Annotated in this window: 10 protein-coding genes and 3 tRNA genes; 2 read left to right on the forward strand and 11 right to left on the reverse strand. The window is 66.2% G+C overall.

Annotation, left to right across the window (positions count from 1 at the left end):
- Nucleotides 1-4: 4 nt before the first annotated feature.
- The gene (gene oadA / locus HOP58_RS09535) at nucleotides 5-1,837 is read right to left on the reverse strand and encodes a sodium-extruding oxaloacetate decarboxylase subunit alpha (RefSeq protein WP_234260170.1); all 1,833 of its coding nucleotides are present in this window, start codon (nucleotides 1,835-1,837) and stop codon (nucleotides 5-7) included.
- 56 nt (nucleotides 1,838-1,893) lie between these two features.
- Nucleotides 1,894-2,139, reverse strand: coding sequence for an OadG family protein (locus HOP58_RS09540; protein WP_234260171.1), 246 nt, complete (start codon nucleotides 2,137-2,139; stop codon nucleotides 1,894-1,896).
- Nucleotides 2,140-2,311: 172 nt separating this feature from the next.
- On the opposite strand from HOP58_RS09540, the gene HOP58_RS09545 reads away from it, so the two are divergent.
- Nucleotides 2,312-3,307, forward strand: a complete 996-nt coding sequence (locus tag HOP58_RS09545; RefSeq protein ID WP_234260172.1) for a tRNA-dihydrouridine synthase — start codon at nucleotides 2,312-2,314, stop codon at nucleotides 3,305-3,307.
- 58 nt (nucleotides 3,308-3,365) lie between these two features.
- Here HOP58_RS09545 and HOP58_RS09550 read toward each other — a convergent pair.
- The 9 genes from HOP58_RS09550 to HOP58_RS09590 form a co-directional block, all read right to left on the reverse strand.
- Nucleotides 3,366-3,442: transfer RNA gene (locus tag HOP58_RS09550), tRNA-Arg, on the reverse strand.
- Between the two features lie 105 nt (nucleotides 3,443-3,547).
- Nucleotides 3,548-3,624 (reverse strand) — tRNA-Arg (locus tag HOP58_RS09555).
- 63 nt (nucleotides 3,625-3,687) lie between these two features.
- Nucleotides 3,688-3,780: transfer RNA gene (locus tag HOP58_RS09560), tRNA-Ser, on the reverse strand.
- A 102-nt stretch (nucleotides 3,781-3,882) separates the two neighbouring features.
- On the reverse strand, nucleotides 3,883-4,080 hold the full coding sequence (csrA, locus tag HOP58_RS09565) for a carbon storage regulator CsrA (RefSeq protein ID WP_010630095.1): 198 nt from the start codon (nucleotides 4,078-4,080) through the stop codon (nucleotides 3,883-3,885).
- A gap of 245 nt (nucleotides 4,081-4,325) precedes the next feature.
- Nucleotides 4,326-5,576, reverse strand: a complete 1,251-nt coding sequence (locus tag HOP58_RS09570) for an aspartate kinase (RefSeq protein WP_234260173.1) — start codon at nucleotides 5,574-5,576, stop codon at nucleotides 4,326-4,328.
- 113 nt (nucleotides 5,577-5,689) lie between these two features.
- The gene (gene alaS / locus HOP58_RS09575; RefSeq protein WP_234238751.1) at nucleotides 5,690-8,302 is read right to left on the reverse strand and encodes an alanine--tRNA ligase; all 2,613 of its coding nucleotides are present in this window, start codon (nucleotides 8,300-8,302) and stop codon (nucleotides 5,690-5,692) included.
- 172 nt (nucleotides 8,303-8,474) lie between these two features.
- The gene (locus HOP58_RS09580; RefSeq protein WP_200825327.1) at nucleotides 8,475-8,957 is read right to left on the reverse strand and encodes a regulatory protein RecX; all 483 of its coding nucleotides are present in this window, start codon (nucleotides 8,955-8,957) and stop codon (nucleotides 8,475-8,477) included.
- A gap of 33 nt (nucleotides 8,958-8,990) precedes the next feature.
- Entirely contained in the window at nucleotides 8,991-10,055 is a 1,065-nt protein-coding gene (recA, locus tag HOP58_RS09585; RefSeq protein ID WP_086509288.1) for a recombinase RecA, read from the reverse strand.
- 134 nt (nucleotides 10,056-10,189) lie between these two features.
- Nucleotides 10,190-10,717, reverse strand: coding sequence for a CinA family protein (locus HOP58_RS09590; RefSeq protein ID WP_086509289.1), 528 nt, complete (start codon nucleotides 10,715-10,717; stop codon nucleotides 10,190-10,192).
- Between the two features lie 171 nt (nucleotides 10,718-10,888).
- Between HOP58_RS09590 and mutS the strand changes: the two genes are divergently transcribed.
- Nucleotides 10,889-13,480 (forward strand): DNA mismatch repair protein MutS, encoded by a 2,592-nt coding sequence (mutS, locus tag HOP58_RS09595; protein WP_103970171.1) that lies wholly within the window; start codon nucleotides 10,889-10,891, stop codon nucleotides 13,478-13,480.
- Nucleotides 13,481-13,618 lie beyond the last annotated feature (138 nt).

A 13,618-nucleotide genomic window follows, 5' to 3' on the forward strand; every position in this document is an offset into this window, starting at 1 on the left:
GCCCTTACAGCACGATCAGCGTGTCGCCGACGGCGACGCTGTCGCCCTCACCGACCTTGACCTCGGACACGGTACCGCTGCTGGCGGCCCGCACTTCGGTTTCCATCTTCATTGCCTCGAGGATGATCACCACATCGCCTTCCTGCACGCTGTCGCCGGGGCGCACGTTGACCTTGAAGATGTTGCCGGCCAGCGGGGCGGTGATCGTTTCACCCGACGAGCCTGCGACACCCGCCGCCGGCTGAGCCGCCGACTGGGCGGCCGACTCCGACACGGCACCGATCTCGCCGCCCTCGGCCACTTCCACCACGTACTGCTTGCCGTTGACCTTGACCGTATAGGTCTCGGGGCCGGCAGGCGCCGCCGCACGCGTCGCCGGCAGCTTGTCCTCGCCCTTCTGAGCGGTCACCGGCAGGCTGGCCTCCTGCCCCGGCGACTGGGGGGCCGGTTCGAAGGCATCGGGATTGTCGCGGTTCTTGAGGAACTTCAGCCCGATCTGCGGGAACAGCGCATAGGTGAGGACATCGTCGATCTCGCGCTCGCCTTCGGCGAGGCGAATGCCGTCGGTCTTGGCCTTCTCCTTGAGTTCGGCGGCCAGTCGCTCCATTTCGGCTTCGAGCAGATCGGCGGGGCGACAGGTGATCGGCTCGCCGCCCTCCAGCACGCGACTCTGCAGTTCCTTGTTGAAGGGAGCCGGCGCGGCGCCGTACTCGCCCTTGAGCAGCGCCTGAACCTCCTTGGAGATCGACTTGTAGCGCTCGCCCATCATCACGTTCATCACCGCCTGGGTGCCGACGATCTGCGAGGTGGGCGTGACCAGTGGGATGAAGCCCAGGTCCTCGCGCACGCGGGGGATCTCGGCCAGCACGTCGTCGAGCTTGTCGCCGGCGCCCTGCTCCTTGAGCTGGCTCTCCATGTTGGTGAGCATGCCGCCGGGCACCTGAGCCACCAGGATGCGCGAATCGATGCCCTTGAGCGAGCCCTCGAAGGCGGCGTACTTCTTGCGCACCTCGCGGAAGTAGCCGGCGATGTCCTCGAGCAGTTCGAGGTCGAGGTTGGTGTCGCGCCCGGTGCCCTTGAGGATCGCCACCACCGACTCGGTGGGGCTGTGGCCGTAGGTCATCGACATGGACGAGATGGCCGTGTCGACGTTGTCGATCCCGGCCTCCACCGCCTTGAGAATGGCGGCGGTGGACATGCCGGTGGTGGCATGACACTGCATGTGGATCGGAATCGACAGCGCCTTCTTCAGCCGCGTGACCAGCTCATAGGCGTCGTAGGGGGCCAGCAGGCCGGCCATGTCCTTGATCGCCAGCGAGTCGGCGCCCATGTCGGCGATGGTCTCGGCCAGCTCGACCCAGCTGTCGAGGGTATGCACCGGGCTCACGGTGTAGGAGATGGTGCCCTGAGCGTGGCCGCCCACCTTGCGTACGGCCTTGATGGCCCGCTCCAGGTTGCGCGGATCGTTCATGGCATCGAACACGCGGAACACATCGACGCCGTTGGTCTTGGCCCGCTCGACGAAGCGGTCGACCACGTCGTCGGCGTAGTGGCGATAGCCGAGCAGGTTCTGGCCGCGCAGCAGCATCTGCTGCGGCGTGTTGGGCATGGCCTCCTTCAACGCGCGTATCCGCTCCCACGGATCCTCGCCGAGGTAGCGGATACAGGCGTCGAAGGTGGCACCGCCCCAGGACTCCAACGACCAGAAGCCGACCCGGTCGAGCTTCTCGGCGATCGGCAGCATGTCGTCGAGCCGCATGCGGGTGGCAAATAGCGACTGGTGGGCGTCGCGCAGGACGACGTCGGTGATGCCCAGCGGGCGATTGGTCTCGCTCATGACAATGACCCCGTGAATGGCGTGTTGTGTAGTAGTATTGCGTTCGCTGCCAGCCGTCAGCGGCGCTGACGATAGCGATGGATGGCGGTGCTGATGACGGCCATGATTTCGGCGTCATCCTTGGTGGATGGCGTGGTCGAGGTCGGCGCAGCGGCCGGGGCAACGGGGGACGGCGCCAGGCGGCGAACCACCAGCGACATCAGGGTGGTGGCCAGCACCAGAATGGTAAGAAAAACAAAAACGAACCCCATGCCAACCCCCATCAGGGCCAGGCCATCGAGTAGCAACTGCTCATCCTGCATGCGCACTCCCCCTTGTTATTGAGCTAAGTTCTAGAGCTAAATTGCCGCAAACATGCCGCCAAGCTTTTGAAATTCGGCCATCTAAACTGCCACACTCCGGATGAATTGCAAGCACCCCATGGTGGAAGCCAACGTTGTTGTTTTACTACAAGGAAGGATCGGACTCGCCCCCATGGAGGGCGTGATCGATGCCCATGCCCGCGATCTGCTTACCCGCCGCCCCGGTTTCGACTGGGCGGTGACGGAGTTCGTCCGCGTCGTCGATGCGCGACTGCCGCCCAAGGTCTTCCTGCGCCACTGCCCCGAGCTCGAAACCGGGGTAGTCACGCCAGCGGGGGTTCCCGTGGCGCTACAGCTGCTCGGCAGCGATCCCGGGGCGCTGGCGGCCAACGCCGAGCAGGCGCGAGACCTCGGCGCCCGCGCCATCGATCTCAACTTCGGCTGCCCGGCCAAGCTGGTCAACCGTCACGACGGCGGCGCCTCGCTACTGCGCGACCCACGTCGCGTGCAGGCCGCCGTGGCCGCGGTTCACAACGCCGTAGGCGACTCGATACCGGTGACGGCCAAGGTCCGCCTCGGCTTCTCTGATCGCCGCCTGGCGCTGGCCTGCGCCCAGGCGGCAGCCGACGGCGGCGCTACGCAGCTCGTGGTACATGCACGCACCCGCGACGAAGGCTATCGCCCACCGGCCCACTGGGAGTGGATCGGCCGCATTCGCCGTCACATCCAGATTCCGGTGGTCGCCAACGGCGATATCTGGAGCCTGGAGGATTACTGGAAGGCGCGCACGCTGTCCGGCTGCCGCGACGTCATGCTGGGCCGAGGCGCCCTTGCCGATCCGCTACTGGCACCTCGCATCCGCCACTGGCTGAGTACCGGCGAGCGACTGCCCGATACGCAGTGGCAGGAACGGGCTGCCATCCTTGCCGAATATGCTGCATTGCAGCGTAGCACACTTCCCGAACGCATTGTCACGTCTCTGGTAAAACAGTGGCTGAACCACATGCGCTATAGGAACGACGAAGCGGAGCGACGCTTCCAGGCGGTGAAGCGCATCAACGATCTCGAAGGGCTGCTCGAAGGGTTGCTGGCCGGGCTCGGGCACGCGCCGCAGAAGCCCGGGCTCACGCCGCCAGGAGCGCCTGCAGGCACGCTCTGCCACGTCTGAAGAAAGGGGCTGACAAAAGCAAAAAACCCGTCCTCACAGGAGGACGGGTTTTTGAATCTGGCGCGCCCGGGAGGATTCGAACCTCCGACCACCTGATTCGTAGTCAGGTACTCTATCCAGCTGAGCTACGGGCGCGGATTGCAAGACCGAGGTCCTGCAGGTAGTCACCATTGCTTCGAATTCTTGCGCTCTGCGGAGACACGATCGACGCTCATTTCATGACCGCTTCAGCATGCTTCGTGGCGCGCCCGGGAGGATTCGAACCTCCGACCACCTGATTCGTAGTCAGGTACTCTATCCAGCTGAGCTACGGGCGCATCATCACACTTCGAACCATCACGCATCTAACGATACGCATCGAACAATGGATCCATGTCGTATGGCGGAGAGGGAGGGATTCGAACCCTCGATGGGGCTATAAACCCCATACTCCCTTAGCAGGGGAGCGCCTTCAGCCACTCGGCCACCTCTCCCTCAACGACACGGCGCATATCCTATCTTTTCTACCGTGCTTTGTCCAGCGTATTCAGACATTTGTTTCCTGTTACCGAAACCGGCGGAGACAACGTCGTCTACTAAGCCTGACCGCTCCCACCCTCTTCGTCTGACTTTTCGCGCTGGATGCGCTGATAGATTTCCTCACGATGTACGGCGACATCCTTGGGGGCATTGACCCCAATACGCACCTGGTTGCCCTTGACGCCAAGGACGGTCACGGTGATGTCATCACCTATCATCAGCGTTTCACCGACTCGGCGGGTCAGGATGAGCATGACTGATCTCCTTCTCAGACGACTTGCAACGGGATACGCGTCGATCCCATCGACGCTAGGTTGCTCTCATTATGTAACACATTAGTACCAAGGTGCACCAAAGGTGCATCACCACCACCCAACCCCACCATGACACGATGACAGCGTTGAAGGGAAGCCGGGCCGCTCATCGCGGCAAGCCTTCCCAGAGTAGAAGAGACACCCGCTGAAGTCGTCCATACCTTGTTGATGTTCTTGTTACGTTCTTATTCGCTCTCGATATCGCTCTTGTCGAGACCGAATGCGGTGTGCAGGGCACGAACGGCGAGTTCCATCTGCTTCTCGTCGATGACGACCGAGATCTTGATCTCGGAGGTGGACACCATGCGGATGTTGATGTTCTCGTCGGCCAGCACGCGGAACATCTTGGCGGCGACGCCGGCGTGCGAGCGCATGCCCACACCGACGAGGGAGACCTTGGCGATGTTGTCGTCGCCGTTGACCTCACCGCCACCCAGGTCGGGAATCACCTGCTCCTCGAGGATCTTGAGCGTCTTCTTGTAGTCGCCCTTGGCCACGGTGAAGGTGAAGTCGGTGTAGTCGCCGGCCGGCGCCACGTTCTGCACGATCATGTCGACTTCGATGTTGGCGTCGGCGATCGGGCCCAGAATGCGCGAGGCCACGCCCGGCACGTCCGGCGTATGGAGCAGGGTCAGCTTGGCCTCGTTGGCGGTGAAGGCGATGCCTGAGATCAGCGGTTCTTCCATGGAGTCCTCGTCTTGGTCGGATTCAGCAACGATGAGGGTGCCGGGGCCATCCTGGAAACTGGACAGCACGCGCAGCGGGACATTGTACTTGCCGGCGAATTCCACCGAGCGGATCTGCAGTACCTTGGAGCCGAGGCTCGCCAGCTCCAGCATCTCCTCGACGGTGATGGTGTCGAGGCGCTGCGCCTTCGAGCAGACCCGTGGGTCGGTGGTGTAGACGCCGTCGACGTCGGTGTAGATCTGACACTCGTCGGCGCCCAGCGCCGCCGCCAGCGCCACCCCGGTGGTATCGGAGCCGCCGCGGCCGAGGGTAGTGATGTTGCCCTCTTCGTCGACGCCCTGGAAGCCGGCCACCACGACCACCTTGCCCTCGTCGAGATCTTCGCGCATCTCGTCGGTCTCGATGCGCTGAATGCGGGCCTTGGTGTGGGCGCTGTCGGTGAGGATGCCCACCTGGGAGCCGGTATAGGAGGTGGCCGGCACGCCCAGCTTGTGCAGGGCGAGAGCCAGCAGCGAGATGGTCACCTGCTCGCCGGTGGAGACCAGCATGTCCATTTCGCGCGGCGTGGGCTCGTCGTTGATCTCGTTGGCCATGGCGATCAGACGGTTGGTCTCGCCGCTCATGGCGGAGACCACGACCACCACCTGATGGCCCTCGTCACGAAAGCCCTTGACCTTCTCGGCCACGGCCTTGATGCGCTCCACGGAGCCCACCGAGGTACCACCGAATTTCTGTACGTAAAGTGCCATCTACGGTTTTCCCTCGCTTGTCGAGCGCGCTGCGCCCGGATGAGTGAAAGTCGCTAATCGGTTCTTGAAACAGTTCTCCGAACTCGGGCCGGAGCGGCTGGCCCGAGCTCCCGCTACTGCAGGCGCTGTTCGACCCAGGCGGATACGCTCTCCAGGGCCGCCGGCAGGGCTGCCACGTCGCTGCCCCCGGCCTGGGCCATGTCGGCGCGACCGCCACCCTTGCCGCCCACCTGGGTGGCCACGTGATTGACCAGTTCGCCGGCCTTGACCCTGCCGGTGAGATCGTCGGTGACACCGGCAATCAGGCTCACTTTGCCCGCTTCCCGGTCGGCCACGCCGAGCACCACGATACCCGAGCCCAGCTTGTTCTTGAGCTGGTCGAGCACGCCGCGCAGCTCCTTGGCCGAAACGCCTTCGAGCTGGGTGGCCAGCAGCCTGACGCCGGCAATCTCCTGGGCTTGCGCCAGCATGTCGCTGCCCGCGGCGCTGGCCAGCTTGGCCTTGAGCCGTTCGAGCTCCTTCTCCAGGCTGCGGTTACGCTCCACCAGCGACTCGACGCGCTCCTCGACCTGCTCCGGCTTGGCCTTGAGACGCTCGCCGATGCGCGCCAGGCGCGTTTCCTGCTCGCGGAAGTAGGCAAGCGCCCCTTCACCGGTGATCGCCTCGATGCGGCGTACGCCCGCCGCGATGCCCTGCTCGCTGACGATGTGGAAGCAGCCGATGTCGCCGCTGCGAGCCACGTGGGTGCCGCCGCACAGCTCGATGGAGAAATCATCGGCGCCGATGGTCAGCACCCGTACGCTGTCGGCGTACTTGGCCTCGAACAGCGCCGCCGCGCCCCTGGCCTTGGCCTGGTCGAGCGTCATCTGCTCGATGCGGGTCGGCGCATTGGCCAGGATCTGCTCGTTGACCAGACGCTCCACTTCGGCCAGCTGTTCGGCGGTCATGGCCTCGAAGTGGCTGAAGTCGAAGCGCAGCCTTTCGGGCGTCACCAGCGAACCCTTCTGCTGCACGTGGTCGCCCAGCACCAGGCGCAGCGCCTTGTGCATCAGGTGAGTGGCTGAGTGGTTGCGAATGGTGGCGCCGCGCAGCCTGGCATCGACCTGAGGCGTTACCTCGGCGCCCACGCTCAGGCGACCTTCGAGCAGCACACCGTGATGCAGGTGATGGCCGCCCTGCTTCTGGGTATCGGTGACCAGGAAGCGTCCGCCGTCGAGCGTCAGGTAGCCGGTGTCGCCCACCTGGCCGCCGGACTCGCCATAGAAGGGGGTACGGTCGAGCACCACGATGCCGCGCTGCTCGGCTTCCAGCGCAACCAGGGCATTGCCCTCATGGTCGGCAATGGCGGTGACGGTGGCGCGGTCTTCGAGCCGCTCGTAGCCGGTGAAGGCGGTCTCGCCTTCGAGTTCCAGCGCCACACCCTGGCTGGCACCGAACTGACTGGCGGCACGGGCGCGCTCGCGCTGGGCCTCGAGTTCACGCTCGAAGCCGGCTTCGTCCAGGCTGACACCGCGCTCGCGGCAGACGTCGGCGGTGAGGTCGTAAGGGAAGCCGTAGGTGTCGTAGAGCTTGAACACCGTCTCGCCCGGCAGCACGTCGCCCTGGAGCCCGGCCAGGGCCTCCTCGAGCAGGCTCATGCCGTGCTCGAGGGTGCGCGCGAACTGCTCCTCCTCCTTGAGCAGGATGCGCTCGACCTGGCCGCGGGCTTCGCGCAGCTCGGGGTAGGCCTCACCCATCTCGGCATCGAGTGCCGCCACCAGCTTGTGGAAGAACGGCTCCTTGGCGCCGAGCTTGTGGCCGTGACGAATGGCGCGGCGGATGATCCGGCGCAGCACGTAGCCGCGCCCCTCGTTGGAGGGCAGCACGCCGTCGGCGATGAGGAAGGCGCAGGAGCGGATATGGTCGGCGATGACCCGCAGCGAGGGCGTGTCGGTATCCGCGTGGCCGGTGGCATCGGCGGCCGCCTTCAGCAGGTTCTGGAACAGGTCGATCTCGTAGTTGGAGTGCACGCCCTGGAGCACCGCCGCCACCCGCTCGAGGCCCATGCCGGTATCGATGGAGGGCTTGGGCAGCGGGTTCAGGTTGCCGGCCGCGTCGCGGTCGAACTGCATGAACACCAGGTTCCAGATCTCGATGTAGCGATCGCCGTCCTCTTCGGGGGTGCCGGGTGGGCCGCCCCACACCTCGGGACCGTGGTCGTAGAAGATCTCCGAGCAGGGGCCGCAGGGCCCGGTATCGCCCATCTGCCAGAAGTTGTCCTTGGCGCCGATACGCGCGATGCGCTCGTGAGGCACGCCGATCTCGTCGGCCCAGATGCCGTAGGCCTCGTCGTCTTCGGTGAACACCGTGATCCACAGCTTCTCGGCCGGCAGCCCCAGGCGCTCGGTGAGGAAGGTCCAGGCGAGACGGATGGCGTCGCGCTTGAAGTAGTCGCCGAAGCTGAAGTTGCCCAGCATCTCGAAGAAGGTGTGATGCCGCGCGGTGTAGCCGACGTTGTCGAGGTCGTTGTGCTTGCCGCCGGCGCGCACGCAGCGCTGGGACGAGGCCGCACGCACGTAGGGGCGCGGGTCGCGGCCGAGGAAGACGTCCTTGAACGGCACCATGCCGGCATTGGTGAACAGCAGCGTCGGGTCGTTGCCCGGCACCAGGGAGCTGGATGGCACAACGGTATGCCCGTGCTCCTCGAAGTAATTCAGAAAGGCCTGTCTGATGTCTGCGCTTTTCATGGCATATCCGTGGCGATGAGCGTGGTCACCCGACGGGCAGGCGCGCTCGGCGCGCTTCACATGGCCGAATTCGCACGCCTTGGCGTGTCAGGAGCGCCACCGAGGGCGTTCACAAAGGGAGGCATTATAGCGCAGTTGTCAAGCGACTAAAGAGGAGGCGCCCAAGCGAGCGTCATTCGACCGAATCGAGCCGCTCGAGGGCGTAGCGCACATGCTCGAATTCGAAACCGCGAGACGCCAGGAAACGCTCGCGCCGGGCGCGCTCGCGGGGGGTGCTGTCAGGCTGGGAATAGCGCCGCGCCAGCGTCGCGGCGGCAAGCTCGAACCAGTCGACCTCGCCCTCCCGCTCGGCCTCGGCCAGTGCGGCCGCGATCAGGGCGCGTTCGACGCCGCGCCGCTCCAGCTCGGCCCGCACCTTCAGCGGGCCCTGGCCGCGCGCGATGCGCGAGCGCACGAAGCTCTCGACGAAGCGGGTGTCGGACTGCAGGCCTTCGTCGACCAGGGCGTCGAGGCAGGCGGCTATCGCCTCGGCCGAGTGGGCTCGCGCCGCGAGCCGCTGGGCCAGCTCGGCGCGAGCGTACTCGCGCCGGGCCAGCAGGCGGATAGCGTCGTCCCGCGGGGACGACGCACGCTCGGAGCCGGGCTGCAATGGCATGGTTTAGCGCAACATGGTTTTAGAGCAGCATGCTTAGAGCAGGTCGTCCTCGCGCTCGGCCTCGGCGGCCAGCGGCTCGGCGACCTCCTCTTCCTTGGGCGCCGCCGTGGCCAGCAGCTGGCCGCGGATCTGGCTCTCGATCTCCTCCATCACCGCCGGGTTGTCCTCGAGGAACTGCGCGGCGTTGGCCTTGCCCTGACCGATCTTGTTGCCCTTGTAGCTGTACCAGGCGCCGGCCTTGTCGACCAGGTTGCACTGTACGCCAAGATCGATCACCTCACCGGCGTGGTAGATGCCCTTGCCGTAGAGAATCTGGAACTCGGCCTGACGGAACGGCGGTGCCACCTTGTTCTTCACCACCTTGACGCGGGTCTCGTTGCCGGTCACCTCGTCGCCCTGCTTGACCGAACCAGTGCGGCGGATGTCGAGGCGCACGCTGGCGTAGAACTTCAGTGCGTTGCCGCCGGTGGTGGTCTCGGGGCTGCCGAACATCACGCCGATCTTCATGCGGATCTGGTTGATGAACACCACCAGACAGTTGGCGTTCTTGATGTGGCCGGTGATCTTACGCAGCGCCTGGGACATCAGGCGCGCCTGCAGGCCGACGTGAGAGTCGCCCATCTCGCCCTCGATCTCGGCCCGCGGGGTGAGCGCCGCCACCGAGTCGATGATGATCACGTCGACGCCGCCGGAGCGCACCAGCATGTCGCAGATCTCCAGCGCCTGCTCGCCGGTGTCCGGCTGCGATACCAGCAGGTCGTCGAGGTTGACGCCGAGCTTCTCGGCGTAGCTCGGGTCGAGGGCGTGCTCGGCATCGATGAAGGCGCAGGTCTTGCCCTGCTTCTGGGCCTGGGCGATCACCGACAGGGTCAGGGTGGTCTTGCCCGAGGATTCCGGACCGAAGATCTCCACCACGCGACCAAAGGGCAGGCCGCCGATGCCCAGGGCGATGTCCAGCCCCAGCGAACCGGTGGACACCGAAGGCATCGCCACCCGCGGCGCATCGCCCAGGCGCATCACGGTACCCTTGCCGAACTGCCGCTCGATCTGGGAAAGGGCGGCATTCAATGCCTTGGAACGATTTTCATCCTGTGCCATGAGGCTCTCCTCGCAGAACTCGCAGACGCTGCAAATGCAATGATGAATGGTGGGCCGCCAAGGGGAGCACGCCCGGACACTGTATGGTTGGACAGTAGTATGACGAAAAAAACGCCGCGCGCCTAGTCACTCGTTCAACGTGCCTGCCCCGGCGGGTTCTCCAGGTAGCGAATCAGCCCGACGATGGCCTCGCGCACCGCCCGCTCGCGCACCGCCCGGCGGTCGCCGGGAAAGTGGAAGCGCTCGGCGCGCTGCTCGTGCTCACTGCCCCAGGCCAGCCATACGGTACCCACCGGCTTCTCCGGCGTACCGCCATCGGGCCCGGCCACGCCGCTGATCGCCACTCCCAGCTTGGCGCCGCTGTCGCGACAAGCGCCCGCCACCATCGCCTCCACCACCTCGCGGCTGACGGCACCGTGTTGGGCGATCAGCGCCTCGGCAACGCCCAGCAGGCGGGCCTTGGCCGCATTGGAATAGGTCACGTAGCCGGTCTCGAAGTAGTCCGAACTGCCCGCCACCGCGGTGATGGCACTGGCCACCCCGCCGCCGGTGCACGATTCGGCCGCAGTCACGCTGACGCCCTGCTCGCGGCAGCGCCGCCCGAGGCGCTCGGCCAGCGTGGTGAGATCGAGGTTGGCCAGGCTGGAAGCACTATGCGGCATGGTATCGCTCCTGATCGAATGGGACTGCCTGCCACCATAGCGCATCCTTCCCGAAGCGACAGGCCATCCTCTGCGCAGATTCCCGCCGGCCCCGAGCGTGTCGGCTCCGGGCCGTGCATGTTAACCTTGCCCTCCCACGCCCCATACAATCGACGAGCCAGCCGAGAACGCATGAACGACGCGGTCCAGACGGCCATGCCGGCCCACACCCCGATGATGGCCCAGTACCTGAAGATCAAGCGCGAGCATCCCGACGTGCTGCTCTTCTATCGCATGGGCGATTTCTACGAGCTGTTCTTCGACGACGCCAGGCGCGCCGCCGCCCTGCTCGACATCACCCTGACCCAGCGCGGCCAGTCCGCCGGTAAGCCGATCCCCATGGCCGGCGTACCCTACCACAGCGCCGAGGGCTACCTGGCGCGCCTGGTCAAGGCCGGCGAATCGGTGGCGATCTGCGAGCAGATCGGCGACCCGGCGACGAGCAAGGGACCGGTGGAGCGCCGCGTGGTGCGCATCGTCACCCCCGGCACGCTGCACGACGAGGCGCTGCTCGACGCCCGCCGCGACAACCTGCTGGTGGCCGTGCACCCGGCCGGCGACTGCTGGGGCATCGCCTGGCTGGAGCTCTCCAGTGGACGCTTCAGCGTGCTCGAGGTGGAGGGCGAGGGCGACATGCTCGCCGAGCTTCAGCGTCTCGACCCCGCCGAGCTGCTCATCGCCGAGAGCCTGTCGCTGCCGCCCGCCCTGGAAGGGCGACCGGGCCTGCGCCGCCAGAGCGACTGGCTGTTCGATCTCGAATCGGCCACGCGCCTGCTGTGCGACCAGTTCCAGGTGCAGGACCTGCGCGGCTTCGGCTGTGCCCATCTCGAGGCCGCGCTGACCGCCGCCGGGGTGCTGGTCGAATACGCCCGCGACACCCAGCGCTCGCCGCTGCCCCACGTCACCGCGCTGGGGGTGGAGAACCGCGACGACGCCGTGGTGATCGACGCCGCCAGCCGGCGCAATCTGGAGATCGACATCAATCTCGGCGGGGGTGGCGACAATACGCTGGCCAGCGTGCTCGACACCACCGCCACCGCCATGGGCTCGCGGCTGCTCAAGCGCTGGCTCAACCGCCCACTGCGCGACCGCGACCAGGTGCAGGGGCGCCAGGCGGCGGTCGCCCTGCTGCTCGAGCAGGAAGGTTTCGTCGCCCTGCGCGAGCTGCTCAAGGCGATCGGCGACGTGGAGCGCATTCTCGCGCGGGTGGCGCTCTACAGCGCCCGGCCGCGGGATCTGGCCCGCCTGCGCGACGCTCTGCTCGCCCTGCCGGAGCTCCAGCGCGAGCTGCAGGACTACAGCGAAGGCACTGCGCTGGACGAACTGGCCCACCATATCCGCCCCTATCCTGAGCTGGCCGACATGCTCGCCCGGGGGCTGTTCGACAACCCCCCGGTGGTGATCCGCGACGGCGGCGTGATTCGTGACGGCTTCGACGCCGAACTCGACGACTACCGCGGCCTGGCCGAGCACGCCGGCGACTATCTGGTGAAGCTCGAGGCCCGCGAGCGCGAGCGCACCGGCCTGGCCGGCCTCAAGGTGGGCTACAACCGCGTACACGGCTACTACATCGAGATTCCCCGCGCCCAGGCCCGCGAGGTGCCGGTGGACTACGTGCGCCGCCAGACCCTGAAGAACGCCGAGCGCTTCATCATCCCCGAACTCAAGGAGTTCGAGGACAAGGCGCTGTCGGCCAAGTCGCGCGCCCTGGCCCGCGAAAAGCTGCTCTACGACGGCCTGCTCGATTCGCTCAACGCCGAGCTTGCCCCCCTGCAGGGCACCGGCCGCGCGCTGGCCGCCCTCGACGTGCTCTGCGCCTTCGCCGAGCGCGCCCAGGCGCTGGGCTTCTCGCGGCCCCGGCTCGCCGAGGCGCCGGGCATCGAGATTCGCGGCGGACGCCATCCGGTGGTGGAGCACGTCAGCGACGCCCCCTTCGTGCCCAACGACCTGGTGCTCGACGACAGCCGCCGCATGCTGGTGATCACCGGCCCCAACATGGGCGGTAAATCGACCTACATGCGCCAGGCGGCGCTGATCGTGCTGCTCGCCCATACCGGCAGCTTCGTGCCGGCGGACGAGGCCTGCATCGGCCCGGTGGACCGCATCTTCACCCGTATCGGCTCGTCGGACGACCTGGCCGGCGGACGCTCCACCTTCATGGTGGAGATGACCGAGACCGCCAGCATCCTGCACAACGCCACCGACCACAGCCTGGTGCTGATGGACGAGATCGGCCGCGGTACCAGCACCTTCGACGGCCTGTCGCTGGCCTGGGCCAGCGCCGAGCACCTGACCCGCACCCGCGCCTTCACCCTGTTCGCCACCCACTACTTCGAGATGACCGCGCTGGCCGAGCAGGCCGAAGGGGTGGCCAACGTGCACCTCACCGCCGCCGAGCATCGCGACGGCATCGTCTTCATGCACCGGGTGGAAGAGGGCCCCGCCAGCCAGAGCTACGGCCTGCAGGTGGCTCAGCTGGCCGGCGTGCCGCAGTCGGTCATCGCGCGGGCGCGGGACAAGCTGGCCCAGCTCGAGCAGCAGGAGGTCGACCAGAGCAGTCGCGGCGGCGGCATGCCTCGGGGCGACGCTGCCAAGCCGATGCAGAGCGACCTGTTCGCCAGCGCACCGCACCCGCTGCTCGACGCCCTGGCCGATCTGGACCCGGATGAGCTGACGCCGCGCCGGGCGCTGGAGTTGATCTATACCTGGCGCGAGCAGCTATGAGCACCGTGCCGCTTGCTCAGGCAGGCCGCCATGACTAGAATGAAGCGTCCAATTTTATCGCCATTATAAGAAGTTGGTTTTTTATAACTTTTAGGCTTAAACAAGTTATCGACATCACCCCGGGCAAGGCACCCGGCC

Source organism: Halomonas sp. MCCC 1A11062, from assembly GCF_021404355.1.
Classification (GTDB): Bacteria; Pseudomonadota; Gammaproteobacteria; order Pseudomonadales; family Halomonadaceae; genus Halomonas; species Halomonas aerodenitrificans.